We start from the raw sequence: 18,564 nt of genomic DNA, 5'->3' as shown, positions 1-18,564 counted from the left end.
ATATAAGCCTAAACCAGTCCAAGCAACAGAGCGTCAGCTATGTTTGTTTGACGTGTCATGAGAAAGAAGAGATTCCTATTAACGTGGTAAGGGATTTCGATTTAATGGATGATGGAGATCCGACAATTCCTCCTATGTTTGCATGTGAAAAATGTGGGGGTAAAATGTATCCAGAGTATTATAAAGGGATACATGGCATAGAGTACAAATTATCGGATATTCTCTAACCATGAAAAGGACCGGGCTATGCCCGGTTTTTCTTAATCATTGCCGTAGCTTGTGTCCTTGGATGGATGCATGAAGGGTACCCCTTTAGGTTGTTTCTTACTTTCTAATAGCTCACGGTTTTCAGTTGTGTTCCAGCCGATGTCATTTGTCGGATGGACCCACTCATCACCAGCCATGATTTCAGGATTTGTTTCATCGCTCCAATTATTTAGCGGTGAATTTGGTGAATTATAAAGGCTGTCCCCAATCACGACTCCATGCTCATTAACAAATGGATCCTGCATTTTAATTCCGGTCCCTTTAAAGGATGGAGCTGAAATTTGATGTGGCATGGTTTCATCTAAAATAGGTGATTCGATTTCTTCAGAATGCTTCTTATCTTCGGTCATCCATATACACCTCACATTTTGGGTTTACGTTAGTGTTTGCAATGACAAGTTAATTTATAAAATGGGGGGCAGACACATTAGGAGAACCTGGACGAAATAATGAGGAAACGACGCAAAAACGAATGCTAAGACGCAAATCCTTGAATTACTCCGAAGCTAAAAATGGCTCTAGAATCCAAATCCAAAATAGAGGTGGATTTTACCAATTATGGACGTTGTATTCATGGTGAAAACTATGGATTAAAGGGGGGAACACATGAAACGGAAAGTAAAATTTGATGCTGCAAGAAAAAGCAATTTTACACCAAAAGAAAGCATGCCTGACACCGAGTTTTCTGCAGAAGCAGATTATGAAAACTCAATGAAGGGTGCAAATCGTAATTCGAAAAAAGGTAATAGTACGGGTGAGTGACAAAAAGAGTCAGCAGCGCTGACTCTTTCTTTACGACACTTTTCGTGAAAATACCTTTGCTTGTCGTTCGATAGGATCAAAGTAAACGAGCAAATACGTATCCTGTTGTATAATTTCACCTGTTTGTTTATAAGTTTCAAGGTCAAATGGGATTTTTTCAACGACAGTGTGCTTATACAACTCTTTTTCCTGAAGCTGCAATTGTCTAAATTCCGCACCTAAAGCGTCTGGATTTTCCACAATCTCCTGATAGAAGGTGGCTCGATCTTGTTTGCTAACAAGGTCCTCCCACCAAGGTTTACGTGGCTTGTACTTCTGGTTTCTTAGATAATCATATTTCATGATTGCTTCGATAATAGGAAGTTCTTCGATATTTGCGTCTTGCAGAAAATCGTAGAGACGTTTGAATAAATCCTCCAGCTGGTGTCCAATACGTGACCAGCCACGCTCATCCCAATAGGTCCCAAAGTCTTGGAAGAAATCAAATGGTGTATCAAAGCTATGTGTTACCAAATATTCCACAGTTTCATTCATTCGGTGGTCATTCCAATACTTCTCAAGCACGTCCTCAACCTGTTTAATTCGTGTAATATCATCAAAACTCAAGACATTGTTTCCAAGAATCTCATATGGGGAATGATCCATATATTGATAATCATGCTCTGCTGCACGAATTCGTACCCCAGTGCCACGAAGCATTTTTAAAAAGCCAAGCTGTAGCTCCTCAGGTCGCATTTCAAAGACATCATTAAAGGTTTTTCGGAAGGAGTGATAATCTTCCTCAGGTAGACCGGCAATTAAGTCTAGATGCTGATCTATTTTTCCGCCTTCCTTTACCATCATGACAGTCCGCTGAAGCTTTGCAAAGTTTTGCTTCCGTTTCACTAACTCGTTTGTGAGGTCATTTGTTGATTGGACCCCAATTTCAAACCGGAACAATCCAGCAGGTGCATTTTTATTTAAAAAGTCAATGACTTCAGGTCGCATAATGTCCGCTGTTATTTCAAACTGAAAGACCGTTCCTGGTCGGTGTTCATCAATTAAAAATTGGAACATCTCCATCGCATAGCTTCGGCTAATATTGAAGGTACGGTCAACGAATTTGATGGTCTTTGCTCCATGGTCCATTAAAAAGCGAATATCGTCCTTAATTTTTTCTCGATCAAAATAGCGGACACCGACCTCGATCGATGAGAGGCAAAATTGACAATTAAAAGGACAACCACGGCTTGTCTCAATATATGTCACACGTTTTGACAAATGAGGAAGGTCCTCTTCAAATCGAAAGGGTGTTGGCAATTCTTTTAAGTTGAGTTTATTTCGCTGTGGATTGATCTTTAATCGTGCCTCTTTACGGAAAGCAACACCACTTATTTCATCTGTGCTTTCCCCATCATGTATAGCCTTAAGGAGATCCTTAAACGTTTCTTCACCCTCACCTATGACAATGAAGTCAACCTCTGGAATACGTTCCAGCCATTCATGCACATCATAGGTTACCTCTGGGCCACCAAGAATGATAACAAGCTCCGGGTTTATTTTTTTGAGCATTTTAATAACTTTTATCGTTTCTTCAATATTCCATATATAACAGCTGAAGCCAATTACATCTGGTTTTTTTCGATACAAATCAGTGACGATGTTCATGGCTGGATCTTTAATGGTGTATTCCGCCAGTTTTACATCAAATTCAGGCGCGGCATATGCTTTTAAATACCGAATCGCCAGACTTGTATGAATATACTTTGCATTTAATGTACTTACAACAATGTTCATTCTCTTGCTCCTTAATCATTTATCAAATACGCCTTGGCGTATTTGCGCCCAGATTTTTTAGGCCCACACGAGGTGGGTCACAAAGACGTTGCCACAGGAAGTGGCGTTCTTAGTCTTTGATCTTATGCTCGAAAATTTCCTTTGAAAATCTGAGGCATCCGCCGGAGGCTTTGACTGTATTCAACTGAAGTTTTAAACTTCAGTTGAATACAGTCAATAACTAATATATTTTACCACAGGAGGAGTGTTGCACCAAATACCGGAAGTTTTTCTTCGACGAATTAACAGAATTTATTTCAAAGTGTGACAATTTCCACTATAATAAGGATTAGTGAAAGCGAACTTATGTAAGATGCATCAAAAAAGAGAGAAAGTTCAACAAAGGGGGCAGAAGATTGAAGGGGTCAAAAAGAAAAAAAGGGAAAAAAGCAGTACGCAAAAAGTCATCATTTAAACTAACAGCTCGGTGGCACAACTTAAAGATTGGTTATAAATTTGGTGTTGCATTTACCTTTACTATACTGCTATTTTGTATATCAGCCTTCATCATTTTTATTCAACTATTTAATATTAGCAATGAAATGAAAGAAGTGAAGAAAAGCGGAGAGCAATCCATTCTTATTACTGAGATAGCAAGTGTTTTCAATCAACTAGGAAGTGAGATTAGTATTTACATACAAGACAGCAATGGCAAACATGTGACGGCCTTTCAAGATTTAAGTAAACAATATGACGAATTATCAGAGGAACTAAAACCGTCCCTAACTACAATTGAGCTTCAGCTCTATAACAAAGTGGGTGAAAATAAAGAAAAACTCACTACTTTGTTTGATGATAAAGTTTTTCCAGCAGTTGTTTCAGCAGATAAGTTAAGTTCAATCCAATCTAGCCAAGAAGCAGAGCAAATAATTAAAGATACTGTCCGACAATTGGATCAGCTACGGGCCAATATAAAAGTGAAGAGTGATCGTTCGATAACAACGGCTAATTCAAATGTTTCCGGAACGATTGTCGTACTACTCGTTTCAATTGTGGCATCTACAATTATTGCCATTTTGAGCCTAGTAATGATTGGTCGTAATATTGGTAAACAGCTGAAAAAATTAGTTATCGTTTCAAATACTATTGCTGATGGGAACCTGAAAGTCGATGAGATTGAAGTTAAAGGACAAGATGAAATCGGGTTGTTGAGCAAATCATTAAATGTTATGAACGCGAGTCTTCGTTCCATGATTCGTGAAATAACTACAGTCTCTGACCAAGTGGCTTCAAAAAGTTCTGAATTAATGATTTCATCAAGCGAAGTGAAGGCAGCGAGTCAGCAAATTGCTTCTACTGTCCAAGAACTGTCAACAGGGGCTGAGGAACAAGCGCATTCATCAACACAACTAGCGAAAATGATGGAGGAATATGCCGGGAAAATCCAATCAGCAAACCAAAATGGAAGTCAAATTAATGAGTCATCCCAACATGTTTTAGAAATGACGAAAAAAGGTCATGAATTCATGAATGCGTCAACAGAGCAAATGAACAAAATTAACAGCATCATGGAATTTTCCGTGGAAAAGGTGAAAGGACTCGATGAACAAACAAAGCAAATCTCTACTCTTGTCAAGGTCATTCGTGATATTGCGGATCAAACTAATCTTTTGGCCCTAAATGCCGCAATCGAGGCTGCTCGTGCTGGGGAACACGGAAGAGGATTTGCTGTTGTAGCTGATGAAGTTCGAAAGCTTGCTGAACAAGTATCTCATTCAGTGAAAGACATAACCGAAATTGTTAATAGCATTCAAAAAGAATCGAATTCTGTTGCCCGGGTCTTACTTGATGGATATAGCCAGGTGGATGAAGGGGCAAACCAAATTCGTGTGACTGGTCAAACGTTTGAGGATATCCACAGTGCGGTTACCGTCATGGTTGAACGCATCCGGAGTATTTCCGAAAATCTTGATATTATTGCAGGCAGTACGGTCGAGATCAATCTATCAATTGATAACATTGCAGCAGTTTCTGAACAATCGGCTGCTGGAATTGAACAAACCTCTGCATCTGTTCAGCAAACAAATAGTTCAATGGAAACAATCTCAGATCACTCCGAACTTTTGTCAGATTTATCAAGCAGACTGAATACAATGATTAGTAAATTTAAACTGTAGTCAAATAGCCAGTGCTCGTAGTAGAGTGCTGGCATTCCTTTTATAGATTTAGACATACCAAAATATGAAAAGGTCCTGTAAAATAAAAGAAAGAGAAGGGAGCGTTTTTGATGTATAAATATAGTGACATGCAAACGGATATTTTCGGTAAAATTTATATTCTCGCGGGCGAAACGGAGTTGCTTGATATCTCATTATCAGAAGACGACTGGTCCCAGATTAGTAAAAAATATGATGTAGCTTATGCGCCTGATGATGGGGTGCTTGTTGAAATAAAAAAACAACTAGATGAATATTTTAAAGGTGAACGCAAAACATTTAGCTTTCCAATTAAGTTTAGCGGGACAGCTTTTCAAGAGAAGGTTTGGAATGAACTTTTACAAATTCCTTACGGTGAAACTCGTTGTTATGCGGATATTGCAAATGCAATTGATAACCCAAAGGCTGTTCGTGCAGTCGGACAGGCCAATCGGAAAAATCCAATTCCCATTGTGGTACCATGTCACCGCGTAATTGGAAAGGACAAATCACTAACAGGATATTCTGGCACAAGGACAGACCTAAAAGAAAAGTTGTTGGAATTAGAAGGTGTGTTTTGATCAAGTCAAGGTTTTGGATTTTTTCTAAAATTGATAGACACGCGAAATCCGAAAAAATCCAGTGTGCTCTACACTGGATTTCCTCAAAAACTCTTTATTATTCAAACAAGTTTTTAATCTCTACCTCAAGATCACCTTGTAGGATCCCTTTTTCCGTTATGATAGCTGTAATGAGATCATTTGGTGTGACATCAAAAGCTGGATTGTACACTTGAACACCTTCTGGAGCGATGCGAACGCCATGTAAATGTGTAATTTCCTCCGGATTTCGTTCCTCAATCGGAATTTCTTCACCACTTTCTAGGGACATATCAAACGTGGATAGTGGTGCTGCAACATAGAAGGGAATACCCAATGTTTTGGCTAATATTGCTAAATTAAAAGTGCCAATTTTATTAGCAGTATCTCCATTAGCTGTAATCCTGTCAGCGCCTACGATAATTGCATCGATCCCTTTTTCTATAATCGTATGAGCGGCCATATTGTCCGTAATCAGTGTTACATCAACACCTGATTGTAGCAATTCCCATGTGGTTAACCGTGCCCCTTGTAATACAGGTCGTGTCTCTGAAGCATAGACTTTAAGATTTTTCCCCTGCTGTGCTGCTAAATGGAAGGGAGCAAGTGCAGTGCCATAGCGGGCAGTTGCGATAGAACCCGCATTACAAATGGTTAAGACTTTAAACCCATCTTTAAAGAGTTCAAGAGCATGCTCGCCGATTTGGCGGCAAACTGCTTCATCTTCCGCTTGAATCCGAATGGCTTCATGGGTGAGTGTAGTTTTTGCTTCATTCACGGATGTTGAATCTTGAATACTAGTAACCAAGCGATTTAATGCCCAAATTAAGTTAACAGCAGTTGGACGTGAGCTCGCTAAGTGCTCTTTATCTTTACGGAGTTTTTCCTTAAATTCTTCCAAATTCGTTTCTTCATAGCTCTTTGCAGATAGAGCTAAGCCAAAGGCAGCCGTAATTCCAATGGCCGGAGCCCCACGTACTTTTAAAGAAACGATGCTTTTCCATACATCCTCAATTGTAAAAAGGTCGATAAATACAGTTTCTAACGGAAGCTTTGTTTGATCTAATAGTTTGATCGAAGTTTCATTCCACTGAACGGATTGTGGAACTGTTTTTGTGTTCACCATGGTGTCACTCCTTTGCTGTATTGTTTACATAGTTTTGTAGAACTCCGAGTACCTTAATAGACTTTCGGTCACGAATTAACGCCTTTCCTAAACGAAGAGCGTGTTGTTTCGCTGAGATTCTCTCCTCGAAGCTATCCATTCCATCCAAATCGGCAACATGAGCTAGACCGATTGTTCTGCGAATTAACTCACAGCCTGCAAATCCAATAGCATCTTCAAATGCTTGCTCCAGAACATAATCCAAATAGCCCTCAGTATCACGGTATTGTTCCACAGCATCTTTTTTCCAAGCTTGTGAAAATGTTGCCGAAAAAACATCCCATGTTTTTTCAATATGGTGATAAAGCGGCTCACGGTTTTCGGAATTCCGTGAAATGGCGTTTACTAATAGATTAGCTATGAATTGTCCAAGGTCAAAGCCGAGAGGTCCATAAAAAGCAAATTCCGGATCAATTACTTTTGTCTCTGTTTCACTTGCGAAAATACTTCCGGTGTGTAAATCTCCATGTAATAGGGCATCTGCTTTTGTTAAGAATTTTTGCTTTAACTTTGCAACCTCAAGCTTAAGTGGTTGGTCAGCCCAGATTTGCTCAACATCATGTCGTAACTCTTCTTCAAAGCTATTCGTATCAATATCAAAAAATGGATCGGTGAAAACAAGATCCTCGGTAATTTTACAAAGGTCAGGGTTAATAAATTTTTGCACTAACACTTTTTTCTTAAGTGGCTCTAGTCCAAAGTCTGATGAATAGAATAGGGTTTTCGCTAAATAAGTTCCGATGTGCTCTGATAAAAGAGGGAAGTTTTTGCCCTCAATTAGTCCAGTTCTTGCAATTTGTAGTCGGGAAAGGTCTTCCATCACTGTAAAGGCAAGTAGCTCATCCGTATAATAAACCTTTGGCACAAGTGTTGGTACATAGTCAACAGCCGTTAATAATGCATTTGCTTCAATCGTTGCCCGTTTAAGGGATAAGGGCCAACTCTCACCAACGACTTTTGCATATGGTAAAGCCTGCTTCATAATAATGCCTTTTTCGCTATTTATATCGATAATATGGAAAACTAAATTTAGATTTCCATCCCCAATTTCTTTGCATTGCAATACTGTTCCTTCTTCAAACAAGCGGAGCCGTGTAGCCAAGGCCACTGCTGTACTTTCTGTTAATCGTTCATAAATGGATTGATGTGAAATTGCCATTTTATATACCTCCAATAATCAATTATTTAATCGTTGGAGGCTTTTCTAAATAGAAAAGCCTCTTTCATATTTGAAAGAGGCTTGAAGACACAGCATCAAACCTCTTATCTGCCAGGAAATCAAATGATTCCTGTTGGAATTAGCACCGTGCCTTGCGGGTTTTTCCCGGCGCTAACAATTTAGCGCCCCATTTTGCAATGGAATTACGGTCGGTTGCTGGGCTTCATCGGGCCAAGTCCCTCTGCCTGCTCTTGATAAGAGATCAAGTAAAACGATATTTGAATTTTTTATTAATACTGATGAGAATCATAACAACGAATACACATAATTGTCAATATATTTCTATTTATAAAAATCCGGTCGGCGATCTTGGAAAATCGGAATTTGCTTTCTCACTTCTTGTACCTTGCTAAGGTCAATTTCCCCGATTAATGTTGTGCTTTCTGTATCTGCTTCGGCAATAATCGTTCCCCAAGGATCGATAATCATGGAATGACCGCCAAACACATTATCAGGGTTGCTTCCAACACTGTTACAAGCAACAACATAGCATTGATTTTCAATTGCGCGGCTTAGGAGTAAAGTACGCCAATGCTCAAGGCGAGGAAGTGGCCATTCCGCTACCACGAATAAAATTTCTGCACCACTTGATGTATGTGCGCGAATCCATTCAGGGAAACGAATGTCATAGCAGATAACTCCTGCAGCGGGTATAGTTTCAATCGTGAAAGCACCTTTTGCTTCTCCTGCTTGTAAATACAGATGCTCATCCATGAGTTGGAAGAGGTGGAGCTTACTGTATTCACTGATTATTTCTCCCTCTCGATTAAAAACAAACATCGTGTTTGTAACGCCATGTTCAGTCTTTTTGGCAATCGAGCCTGCTACAATGTTAACAGAGTATTTTTTGGCTAAATCCCCGATAAATGCATACGTTTCATTTCCATGATCATCGGCAATTTCATCTAATCTAGTTAAGTCATACCCAGTTGTCCAAAGCTCTGGGAGGACAATTACATCGGGTGCATCCTGATTCATTGTTTTTTCGATTTCTATAGAAATAAGGTCAAAATTTTCTTGCGGTTTTCCAAATTGGATATCATACTGAATACATGCAATTTTTAGATTCATTAGCAACCTCCTGTAGAAATGATTCTTTACAAGTAACAATATATGATATTAGACTAGTATTTCAAGTATTTTGAAGAAGGTGTATACATGAAAACTTTTGAACAATCTGAAATTCTACAAAACTTACCAAAACAGTTTTTCGCATCACTTGTTGCAAAGGTGAACAAGGTTGTTGCTGAGGGACACGATGTCATAAATTTAGGTCAGGGAAATCCAGATCAGCCAACGCCACAGCATATCGTTGAGGCATTAAAAAGGGGCGCAGACCAACCGAAATTTCATAAATATTCTCCATTTCGCGGACATTCTTTCCTAAAGAAAGCAGCAGCAGAATTTTATCAACGTGAATACGGAGTTGAAGTTGATCCAGATACAGAGGTTGCGATTCTTTTTGGAGGGAAGGCAGGATTAGTTGAGATTCCCCAATGCCTGTTAAATCCTGGCGATATTGCGTTAGTTCCGGATCCAGGGTATCCCGATTATTGGTCAGGAGTTGAACTTGCCCGAGCAGAAATGACCTATATGCCACTGAAAGAGGAAAATGCCTTTTTACCTGACTACTCAGAACTTGAATCAGAAAAGCTTGAAAAAGCAAAAGTCATGTTTTTAAATTATCCTAATAACCCAACCGGAGCAGTAGCGACAAAGGAATTTTTTGAAGAAACCATCTCCTTTGCAAAAGAACATGATATTTGTGTCGTGCATGATTTTGCATATGGTGCAATTGGCTTTGAAGGAAAAAAGCCAATCAGTTTCTTAGAAATCGAAGGTGCAAAGGATATTGGAATCGAAATTTACACACTTTCAAAGACATATAACATGGCGGGCTGGAGAGTTGGTTTTGCGGTTGGAAACCCAAGCGTAATTGAAGCTCTAAATCTCATTCAAGACCATATGTATGTCAGTTTGTTCAGTCCCATTCAAGCCGCGGCAGCAGCTGCGCTAACCGAGTCACAGGATTGTGTAAAAGAATTAGTGGATAAATACGAATCTAGACGAAACGCATTTATAGGTGCACTTCAGGACATTGGGTGGGATGTAAAAGCACCTGCGGGTTCTTTCTTTGCATGGCTACCAGTACCTGAAGGATATACATCTGTTAGCTTTGCTGACCTCTTGCTTGAAAAAGCCCATGTAGCTGTCGCACCAGGGATTGGATTCGGTGAGTATGGTGATCGTTATGTTCGCGTCGGCCTTTTAACGGACGAAGATCGATTAGTTGAAGCGGCTAATCGAATCAAAAAATTGGACTTGTTTAAATAATAAAAAACGTTTGACAAGAAAAATAATTCCTGTCATAATCCTAATTAAATTCAGTTTAATAACGGTTGAGATCGTTTTCAAACGAGGCTCAACATGCGATATAAAATCTATTTTCTTATTAAGAGCAGGCGGAGGGACTAGCCCAGTGAAGCCCGGCAACCGACTTACATAAACGTGAGCACGGTGCTAATTCTTGCAGCGTTACGCTGAGAGATAAGAAGATGTTAGTTTGCTAACCTCTTCTGATGAAGAGGTTTTTTATTTTTAGAACATGGTTGAAATGAGGGTTAAACACATGAGTGAAGTGATTGCTACCTATTTGGTACATGATACGAGTGACAACTTAGAGAAAAAAGCGGAAGGCATCGCTCTAGGTTTAACGGTCGGTTCTTGGACGGCTTTGCCTAAACTTGAACAGGAACAACTGAAAAAACATAAAGGAAAAGTAATAAGTGTTGAGCAATTTGATGTGGGCGATCGAGCAAGTCAATATCTCGGAAAACAAGTAAAAAAAGGAATCATCAAAATTGCCTATCCAAGTGCAAATTTTAGCGTTGATTTACCAGCTATTTTAACTACCACCTTTGGGAAGCTATCACTTGATGGAGAAATTAAGTTACTAGATTTGGAGTTTTCTAATGAATTGAAAGCTGCCTTTCCGGGTCCTAAGTTTGGATTAAACGGCATTCGCGAAACACTTGGAGTGTTTGATAGACCACTAGTGATGAGTATTTTTAAAGGGGTAATCGGAAGAGACATTGCTTACCTCAAGGAACAGCTTCGTGAGCAGGCACTTGGTGGTGTCAATATCATTAAGGATGATGAAATTCTTTTTGAGAATCCTTTAACCCCTTTTGAAACGCGAATAACAGAAGGCAAAAAAGTGCTTGAAGAGGTTTACGCTGAAACCGGACATCGTGCACTTTATGCTGTGAACTTAACTGGTAGAACCTTTGAATTAAAAGAGAGAGCAAGAAGGGCTGTAGAGCTTGGTGCAGACCTGTTATTGTTTAATGTATTTGCATATGGACTCGATGTTCTTCAGAGTTTAGCAGAGGATCCAGAAGTATCCATTCCAATTATGGCTCATCCGGCTGTTAGTGGTGCGCTTACGCCGTCTGAATTTTACGGGTTTTCAAACCAATTGCTGCTTGGGAAACTACTTAGATATGCTGGTGCGGATCTTGTCTTATTCCCGTCACCATATGGAAGTGTTGCTCTTGAAAGAGACCAAACCTTGGCGATTGCAGCTGAATTAACGAAGACGGATGAATTCGTTAAGCCCTCATTTCCAGTCCCATCTGCTGGGATTCATCCAGGCCTAGTACCACTACTCATCAATGATTTTGGGAAAGACAGTGTGATTAATGCTGGTGGTGGTGTACATGGACATCCTGATGGTGCTGTTGGTGGTGGCAAAGCATTTAATGCTGCTGTCGATGCTGTCCTTGCTAGAAAGACACTTGTTGAATTTGCGCAAAATAGTCCAGAGCTGAAAAAAGCACTTGATTTATGGGGATATAAAGAGGTATAGCGATGAATAAACCAATTATCTTCTGTGATTTTGATGGCACAATCACAAATACTGATAACATTATTGCGATTATGAAAAAGTTTGCTCCGTCTGGGTGGGAGAAAATTAAGAAGCAAGTGCTTTCAGAGGAAATCCCGATCCAAGAGGGAGTGAGTAACATGTTTTCCCTGTTACCCTCAGCCTGGAGGGGAGAGATTACAAATTACATCCTGAATCATGCGGAAATTCGTGATGGCTTTACCGAGTTTGTTGCTTTTACAAAAGAACAAGGAATTCCGCTTTACATTGTTAGTGGTGGGATTGACTTTTTTGTTGAGCCATTGCTAGAGGGTCTCATTACTAAAGAGCAGATTTATTGCAATCAATCTGATTTTTCGAATGAGAGAATTAACATTATGTGGCCTTATACATGTGATGATTATTGCAAAAATGAGTGTGGCTGCTGTAAGCCAAGCTTGATTCGAAAGCTAACAAGTAACGATCATTATAAAATCGTAATCGGCGATTCCATCACCGATCTTCAGGCGGCAAAGCTTGCAGACAAGGTAATAGCAAGAGATTTTTTAATAAAAAAATGTGAAGAATTGGGGATTGACTATTCATCCTTTCATTCCTTCTTTGATGTCATTGAGATTTTGAAAAAGGAGGTTGTGGACAATGCTTAAGATCAAGCAATGGACAGAGCTTGCGGATATCAAGGATGAACTCGCAAGTCGCGATTGGTTCATGGGTACCAGTGGTAATCTAGCAATTAAAGTTTCCGATCACCCAATCACCTTTCTTGTAACGGCAAGTGGTAAGGATAAGAAGAAGAGGACGGAAGAGGACTTTTTATTAGTGGATGGGGCGGGTTTCCCTGTTGCTCCTACTCATTTAAAGCCCTCAGCAGAAACGCTCTTACATGTTGAAATCTATAACAAAACAAATGCGGGCTGTAGTCTTCATGTCCATACGGTTGATAATAATGTTATTTCTGAGCTATATGCTGATAAGGGTGAGGTTGTATTTAAGGGGCAGGAAATGATTAAGGCGCTTGGATTATGGGAGGAAGATGCGGAAATACACATACCGATTATTCATAATGACGCCGATATCCCAACACTCGCTCGAAAGTTTAGTGAGCATGTTAGCGGTGACTTTGGTGCAGTTCTCATTCGAAATCATGGTATCACAGTTTGGGCTAAAAATGCCTTCGATGCAAAGAAACATCTTGAGGCCTATGAATTCCTTCTTAGCTATCAGTTGAAACTGTTAGCATTAAACCCCTTGCAAATAAGGGGTTAAGTAGAAAAATAATAAAATAGAGGTGTATAAAATGGCAAATATCAAATTACGCAATACAGGCGAAAGATTAGAAGGGCAAGAAAGAGTAGCAGCATTCTTACAAGAACAAGGTGTCCTGTATGAGCACTGGGATACTAGTAAACTACCAGAAGAATTAAGAGGAAACTGCAAAATCAACGATGAGCAAAAAGAGCAAGTCCTATCTATTTATGAAGAAGAAATCAAATCTCTTGCAGAACCTAATGGCTATCAAAAATGGGATGTGATCGCATTATCAGATGCTACTCCAAATCTTGATGAGCTATTAAAAAAATTTGAACAAGTCCATGTTCACACAGAGGATGAAGTTCGGGCAATTGTAGCCGGACATGGAATTTTTATTATAAAAGGCAGCGATGACACAGGTTACTTTGATGTAGAACTTGAAGCAGGTGATGTGATTTCTGTGCCTGTTGAAACTCCTCACTTCTTCACTCTCATGGATGATCGAGAAGTGGTTGCTGTACGTTTATTTATTGACCCAGATGGTTGGGTGGCACATCCGTTCAAAGATCCAGAATTTGCGCAAAACTAAGTAGAAAGAGAGGGCTTTATGGTGCTATTCCATAAAGTCTTTTTTTATCTAAATAGTAAGAATATTCTTTACATAATTCAATAAATATGTTACATTTTTGTTCATTAGATTACCAGCTTTTCTATGCATATAATAAAGGTAATGAAGGAATTCTTCCATATGAATGAGGAGTGGGAAAAATGAAAATTCGCTATAATTTTGTCCAGAAACCAGATGTGAGGTATTGTGATAACAAATATACTATACAACAAGCCCTTCAACTTTTAAATGATACAGGATTTCGCTCAGTTCCTGTATTGTCGAAGGATGGTACTGTTTTTGAAGGATTAATTTATAAAGTGGACATTTTAGAGTATTTATATGAAAAAAATGGAGATGCGAACGAGAATATATCTACACTAGTTGAAAGCAATGATGCATTCGTTTATGAGGAAGATTCCTTTTTCAAGACGTTTTTAACGATTCGCCGTCTGCCATTTATTGCAGTATTGAATGCAGAAAAGGAATTTCAAGGAATCATCACTCATGCAAATGTCATGGATGTTCTCGAGGACTCTTTTGGAATGAAAACGGGTGGATATACGCTAACCATTGCCACAATTGAACATAAAGGGGCAATTAAAGAACTTGTATCCCTCATTAGTGATATCAATATAGATGGCATGCTCACGCTAGATAATGGTGAAAAATATCTTCGCCGCATTATTTTAAATCTGCCTGGTTCTCTTGGCGAAGAAAAAATTCAACAGATTAAACGAAAACTAGAAGCGAAAGAATTTCGGGTTACACATATCGATCGAATTAAATAAACAATGCATTATCCTATAAGGATTATCCTTATAGGTTTTTTTATTGAAAACTATGTCGATTTTTGTAAATTTCTATACGTCGAAAAAGAGCGGAAAATGAAGTGTAAGCGATGTCGTACACAATTTTGTAAAATTTTCAAAGAAAAAAATGTCTATTTTTGCGAATCTATTTACATAAATAGAAGATTTTGTAATAATTCATAGAGTAACAACTAAGGGGCATCGACCAAAGGTAGTATGGGTTGATTTACGATAGTTGTATGCAACGTTAGTATCTCCTAACGTGTAAAAACAAAGGAGTGGAAGTTTTGGAAACCAGAGGTGTAGATTACAAACAGATACTATTAGACGAAATTAATAGAAAAAGAGAAGAAATGATCACTATTGCTAATAGTACGGGGTTTACTAGTAATGAAACAATTGAATGTAGTCAAGAACTTGATGAACTTATAAATATCTACCAACGAGCAGAAGCAGCAGAACGAAACCATTCACTTTTTCGTCAGTTTTTAAAGAAAGTTATGTTATTTTTCGCACTTCAAAAAGTCAGCTATAAATCATAAATGGACGATCTCAAACAATTCATCTACGTGAGTTGTTTATTTTTTTGTCAAAATTGTATAAGAGGATGAAATCATATACTTTTAACCCAAATAAAAAAAGGACGCAAGTGGGCGTCCTACATAAATCAAGCGAGATTCCATTCATTTAATTTCTGATCGGTTGGCAATAAGAAGGCTATGAACCCAAGCAATGGAAGGAAGCCCATCATGATGATGGTTGGTGCCAATCCAATCGCATCAATAATCGAACCGATCGCGACTCCCCCGATAGCACCCATACCGAAGGCAAGACCAACGATTAATCCCGACACCATGCCGATTTTTCCAGGCATCAGTTCTTGTGCATATACGACCGTAACTGAAAAGCTTGATAAAAGGATAAATCCAATCACGGTTACGAGCACAATCGCAATATGCGGTCCTACAAAAGGTAAGAATACGGCTAATGGTGCTGTTCCCAATAAGGATGCGATAATGACATTTCGTTTTCCAAATTTATCAGCGAGTGGTCCTCCAAAGAAAGTACCAAGTGCGCCTGTTGCTAAGAATAGGAAAATATAAATCTGTGCTTGTGAAATGGTATATCCATATTTTTCAATGACATAAAATGAGTAAAAGTTTGTGATACTTGACATATACCAAGTCCGTGCAAAAACAAATAGCACAAGTACAACTAATGCTAGTTTAATAGCTTTCATGTTTCGTGGTACGGCAGATACTGCTTTTTTCACTTTCTTTTGAATCTCAACTGCTTTAAGAGTTCGAGCATACCACCCTGCAATATAGAAAAGTAAACCAACTGCAAGTGCTGCTACGAACGAAAACCAAATGGCCCCAAATTGTCCGAGTGGAACAAGAATCAATGCGGTAATGACAGGCGCAAGAGCTTGACCTGAGTTTCCTCCAACCTGGTAAATCGATTGAGCTAAGCCACGTCTGTTACCTGCCGCCATGTAGGCCACGCGGGAGCCCTCAGGATGAAATACGGCAGATCCAACCCCAATAAATAGAACGGACAGAATAATTGTTATAAAGTTAGGGGCAAATGCCAATCCAATGACTCCGAAAAAGGTGGAGGTCAAACCGATTGGTAAAGCATATGGAAATGGTTTTTTATCTGTATACCACCCAACAACTGGTTGGGCAACTGAAGCTGTCATTTGTAGTGCGAAGGAGATTAATCCAAGTTGGGTAAATGTTAATCCCATCGAACGTTCTAAAATTGGAAACATTGCTGGGATAATGGCTTGGATGGAGTCATTTAGCATATGACAAAATCCGATGATTACTAATATCCCATAAAGCGTTTTGTTCGCATCTGCTTCTGGACGAGTAGCCTGTGTTTTTGCTGCAAGCATGTTATTTATTTCCCCTTTGTTGACTTACCTATTGAAGGTCAATTTAATCCTTTCCTCTATGAAAAACCTTTTTTCCAATTTTGTAAAGTGAAAATTCGAAATTAATCTTGGAAAAACAAGTTGTAAATCTAGACGTTATATTTTTCGAGTAGCGCTTTACCTCGTTTGAAATTTCTGATAAATTTAATGATAAGGCAGTATTCGTAAAGTGAGGAGGAGGCATGACATGAAATATAGAAGGCTAGGTCGTTCGGGGCTTAAAGTAAGTGAAATCAGTTTAGGTAGCTGGTTAACCTTTGGTAAAACAGTAGATGAAAATATGGCAGCGAAAACCGTTCATAAAGCATATGAACTTGGTATAAATTTTTTCGATTCCGCAAATGTTTATGAGCGTGGTGAAGGGGAACGAATATTAGCTAGCGCGTTAAAAGAGTACCGACGGGAATCCTATTGTATCACAACAAAAGCATTTGGTGCGATGGGGGATGGACCTAATGACAGAGGGTTATCGAGAAAACATATCATCGAGCAAGTACATGCAAGCTTAAAACGCATGGACTTGGATTATGTGGATGTTTTTTACTGTCATCGCTATGACGAGGATACCCCAGTCGATGAAACGTTGCGAGCAATTGACGATTTGATTCGGCAGGGGAAAATTCTATATGTTGGAGTAAGTGAGTGGAGTGCTGCTCAAATTCAGGAAGCGATTGCGATTGCAGATAAGAATTTATTAGATCGCATCATTGTTAACCAACCTCAATACAATATGCTCCATCGTGATATCGAGGATGAAATCATCCCAGTTTGCGAAAAGAACGGAATTTCACAAGTCGTGTATTCTCCGCTTGCCCAGGGTGTATTAACGGGAAAATATCGTGGTGGTACGATTCCTTCGGGAAGTAGAGGCGCAAATTCCCAAGTGAATACATGGGTGAAAAACATTATTAATGGGATTGTATCAACGAAAATAGACCGTCTTGAGGAATTTTCAAATGAACTAGGCGTTAGCTTACCTGAATTAGCCTTAGCATGGATTTTAAGACAGCATAATGTTGCTAGCACGCTTGTTGGGGCAACAAATCCCGAACAAATCGAAGCAAATGCGAAAGCATCTGATCTCGTCCTTGGATTTGAAGAGATTAAGAGAATCGAAGCGATTTTAACAGTGTAATAAATAGTATGCCAAAGCCCACTTGTAAGTGGGTTTTTTGTTTGGGAAAAATATTGACCAAATTGAAGTTATTGGATAGGGTTAATACGAAGACAAGGAGGAAATAAATGTGAATTGGAATGAAGTATATCAAATAGCCAAAGAATGGACATATGAAGCGGGTGAAATTCTTCGAAGAGCAACAAAGGAAAGTGTAAACGTCGAGTACAAAACGTCCGCGGCAGACATAGTGACGAATAAGGATAAAGAAATTGAGCAATTTTTTATTGAGCAGATTAAGACGAGCTTTCCGACCCATTTCTTTTTAGGTGAAGAGGGGCTAGCGGCAAATCAGGATTTCAATCCCGAAAATGAAATTGTCTGGATAGTTGATCCAATCGATGGAACAACGAATTTCGTTCATCAAAAAAGAAACTTCGCAATTTCAATTGGTATTTACGAAAAGGGAGCACCGCGGATTGGCATCGTGTATGACCCAATTGCTGATGAGATGTTCCATGCAGTGGCAGGGCAAGGGGCCTATCTTAATGAACAACCTTTATCAAAATTAGAAGCCAAAGCATTAGAAGAAGCTAATATTAGTATTTGCCAGTATTGGTTAGTTCCAAATGATAGGGTAGATCATACAATTTTTACGGAAATGATTCAAAAAGCGAGAGGAACAAGATATTTAGGCTCAGCTGCACTTGAAATTGTTTACGTAGCATGTGGACGATTGGAAACTTATTTTGATTTTCGTTTGTCTCCATGGGATATTGCGGGAGGTATGGTTATCTTACAAGAAGTGGGTGGTGTCATGAAAACACTAGAAAATCAGCCATTCTCTGTCTTTTCACCTCAAATAACAGTATTTTCGAATAATGATGTGTTAAAAGAGATTTTTGAAACAATACACCGTGAAAAAAATAAATAGTAGAATTTTTGTAATATGAATGTTAAAAAAATGTAAAAAATTCAAAACATGTGTCGAAT

Annotated in this window: 19 protein-coding genes and 2 riboswitches; of the genes, 13 read left to right on the top strand and 6 right to left on the bottom strand. The window is 39.0% G+C overall.

Annotation, left to right across the window (positions count from 1 at the left end; translation table 11 throughout):
• A partial coding sequence (locus tag E1I69_RS24860; RefSeq protein WP_207308598.1) for a hypothetical protein occupies nucleotides 1–227 on the top strand: 227 nt, incomplete at its 5' end.
• A 33-nt stretch (nucleotides 228–260) separates the two neighbouring features.
• Here the strand turns inward: E1I69_RS24860 and E1I69_RS21505 are convergent.
• Entirely contained in the window at nucleotides 261–617 is a 357-nt protein-coding gene (locus tag E1I69_RS21505) for a DUF3905 domain-containing protein (protein ID WP_136381592.1), read from the bottom strand.
• A gap of 256 nt (nucleotides 618–873) precedes the next feature.
• Here E1I69_RS21505 and E1I69_RS24760 point away from each other — a divergent pair, with 256 nt between their 5' ends.
• Nucleotides 874–1,029, top strand: coding sequence for a hypothetical protein (locus tag E1I69_RS24760; RefSeq protein ID WP_165439183.1), 156 nt, complete (start codon nucleotides 874–876; stop codon nucleotides 1,027–1,029).
• Between the two features lie 30 nt (nucleotides 1,030–1,059).
• Here the strand turns inward: E1I69_RS24760 and E1I69_RS21500 are convergent, their stop codons facing one another.
• Nucleotides 1,060–2,805, bottom strand: a complete 1,746-nt coding sequence (locus E1I69_RS21500) for a B12-binding domain-containing radical SAM protein (protein ID WP_136381591.1) — start codon at nucleotides 2,803–2,805, stop codon at nucleotides 1,060–1,062.
• A gap of 395 nt (nucleotides 2,806–3,200) precedes the next feature.
• Between E1I69_RS21500 and E1I69_RS21495 the strand changes: the two genes are divergently transcribed.
• The gene (locus E1I69_RS21495) at nucleotides 3,201–4,961 is read left to right on the top strand and encodes a methyl-accepting chemotaxis protein (RefSeq protein WP_153206456.1); all 1,761 of its coding nucleotides are present in this window, start codon (nucleotides 3,201–3,203) and stop codon (nucleotides 4,959–4,961) included.
• Nucleotides 4,962–5,071: 110 nt separating this feature from the next.
• Nucleotides 5,072–5,560 (top strand): methylated-DNA--[protein]-cysteine S-methyltransferase, encoded by a 489-nt coding sequence (locus E1I69_RS21490; RefSeq protein ID WP_136381590.1) that lies wholly within the window; start codon nucleotides 5,072–5,074, stop codon nucleotides 5,558–5,560.
• Between the two features lie 97 nt (nucleotides 5,561–5,657).
• Here the strand turns inward: E1I69_RS21490 and mtnA are convergent, their stop codons facing one another.
• From mtnA to E1I69_RS21475, 3 genes are all read right to left on the bottom strand, one after another.
• Nucleotides 5,658–6,704: an S-methyl-5-thioribose-1-phosphate isomerase gene (gene mtnA, locus E1I69_RS21485; RefSeq protein ID WP_136381589.1), complete on the bottom strand. Its 1,047-nt coding sequence runs from the start codon at nucleotides 6,702–6,704 to the stop codon at nucleotides 5,658–5,660.
• Nucleotides 6,705–6,708: 4 nt separating this feature from the next.
• Nucleotides 6,709–7,902, bottom strand: coding sequence for an S-methyl-5-thioribose kinase (gene mtnK, locus E1I69_RS21480; protein WP_136381588.1), 1,194 nt, complete (start codon nucleotides 7,900–7,902; stop codon nucleotides 6,709–6,711).
• A 101-nt stretch (nucleotides 7,903–8,003) separates the two neighbouring features.
• A riboswitch (SAM riboswitch) is annotated at nucleotides 8,004–8,163 on the bottom strand.
• A gap of 81 nt (nucleotides 8,164–8,244) precedes the next feature.
• Nucleotides 8,245–9,033, bottom strand: coding sequence for a carbon-nitrogen family hydrolase (locus tag E1I69_RS21475; protein ID WP_136381587.1), 789 nt, complete (start codon nucleotides 9,031–9,033; stop codon nucleotides 8,245–8,247).
• An 87-nt stretch (nucleotides 9,034–9,120) separates the two neighbouring features.
• Here E1I69_RS21475 and E1I69_RS21470 point away from each other — a divergent pair, with 87 nt between their 5' ends.
• The 7 genes from E1I69_RS21470 (at nucleotide 9,121) to E1I69_RS21440 (ending at nucleotide 15,060) form a co-directional block, all read left to right on the top strand.
• Nucleotides 9,121–10,296, top strand: coding sequence for a pyridoxal phosphate-dependent aminotransferase (locus E1I69_RS21470; protein WP_136381586.1), 1,176 nt, complete (start codon nucleotides 9,121–9,123; stop codon nucleotides 10,294–10,296).
• Nucleotides 10,297–10,408: 112 nt separating this feature from the next.
• Nucleotides 10,409–10,516: riboswitch (SAM riboswitch) on the top strand.
• Nucleotides 10,517–10,591: 75 nt separating this feature from the next.
• Nucleotides 10,592–11,830 (top strand): 2,3-diketo-5-methylthiopentyl-1-phosphate enolase, encoded by a 1,239-nt coding sequence (gene mtnW / locus E1I69_RS21465; protein WP_136381585.1) that lies wholly within the window; start codon nucleotides 10,592–10,594, stop codon nucleotides 11,828–11,830.
• 2 nt (nucleotides 11,831–11,832) lie between these two features.
• Entirely contained in the window at nucleotides 11,833–12,495 is a 663-nt protein-coding gene (locus tag E1I69_RS21460) for a 2-hydroxy-3-keto-5-methylthiopentenyl-1-phosphate phosphatase (protein ID WP_136381584.1), read from the top strand.
• Nucleotides 12,488–13,114, top strand: coding sequence for a methylthioribulose 1-phosphate dehydratase (locus tag E1I69_RS21455; protein WP_136381583.1), 627 nt, complete (start codon nucleotides 12,488–12,490; stop codon nucleotides 13,112–13,114). The genes E1I69_RS21460 and E1I69_RS21455 overlap by 8 nt, the downstream gene beginning before the upstream one ends.
• 31 nt (nucleotides 13,115–13,145) lie before the next feature.
• Nucleotides 13,146–13,688, top strand: a complete 543-nt coding sequence (locus E1I69_RS21450) for a 1,2-dihydroxy-3-keto-5-methylthiopentene dioxygenase (protein ID WP_136381582.1) — start codon at nucleotides 13,146–13,148, stop codon at nucleotides 13,686–13,688.
• Nucleotides 13,689–13,867: 179 nt separating this feature from the next.
• Complete coding sequence (gene cbpA / locus E1I69_RS21445) at nucleotides 13,868–14,497, top strand: cyclic di-AMP binding protein CbpA (protein WP_136381581.1); 630 nt, start codon at nucleotides 13,868–13,870, stop codon at nucleotides 14,495–14,497.
• A gap of 308 nt (nucleotides 14,498–14,805) precedes the next feature.
• Nucleotides 14,806–15,060, top strand: coding sequence for an aspartyl-phosphate phosphatase Spo0E family protein (locus E1I69_RS21440; RefSeq protein WP_136381580.1), 255 nt, complete (start codon nucleotides 14,806–14,808; stop codon nucleotides 15,058–15,060).
• A 125-nt stretch (nucleotides 15,061–15,185) separates the two neighbouring features.
• On the opposite strand, the gene E1I69_RS21435 is transcribed toward E1I69_RS21440, so the two are convergent.
• On the bottom strand, nucleotides 15,186–16,418 hold the full coding sequence (locus tag E1I69_RS21435) for an MFS transporter (RefSeq protein ID WP_136381579.1): 1,233 nt from the start codon (nucleotides 16,416–16,418) through the stop codon (nucleotides 15,186–15,188).
• A 226-nt stretch (nucleotides 16,419–16,644) separates the two neighbouring features.
• Here E1I69_RS21435 and E1I69_RS21430 point away from each other — a divergent pair, with 226 nt between their 5' ends.
• Together E1I69_RS21430 and E1I69_RS21425 are read left to right on the top strand one after the other, a co-directional pair.
• Nucleotides 16,645–17,592: an aldo/keto reductase family protein gene (locus E1I69_RS21430; protein ID WP_136381578.1), complete on the top strand. Its 948-nt coding sequence runs from the start codon at nucleotides 16,645–16,647 to the stop codon at nucleotides 17,590–17,592.
• A gap of 109 nt (nucleotides 17,593–17,701) precedes the next feature.
• Complete coding sequence (locus tag E1I69_RS21425; protein ID WP_136381577.1) at nucleotides 17,702–18,505, top strand: inositol monophosphatase family protein; 804 nt, start codon at nucleotides 17,702–17,704, stop codon at nucleotides 18,503–18,505.
• Nucleotides 18,506–18,564: the final 59 nt, after the last annotated feature.

Origin of the sequence: Bacillus timonensis, assembly GCF_004799755.1 — a bacterium.
Taxonomy (GTDB): domain Bacteria; phylum Bacillota; class Bacilli; order Bacillales; family Bacillaceae_L; genus Ferdinandcohnia; species Ferdinandcohnia timonensis_A.
This window is presented reverse-complemented; position numbering and strand designations above follow the sequence as displayed.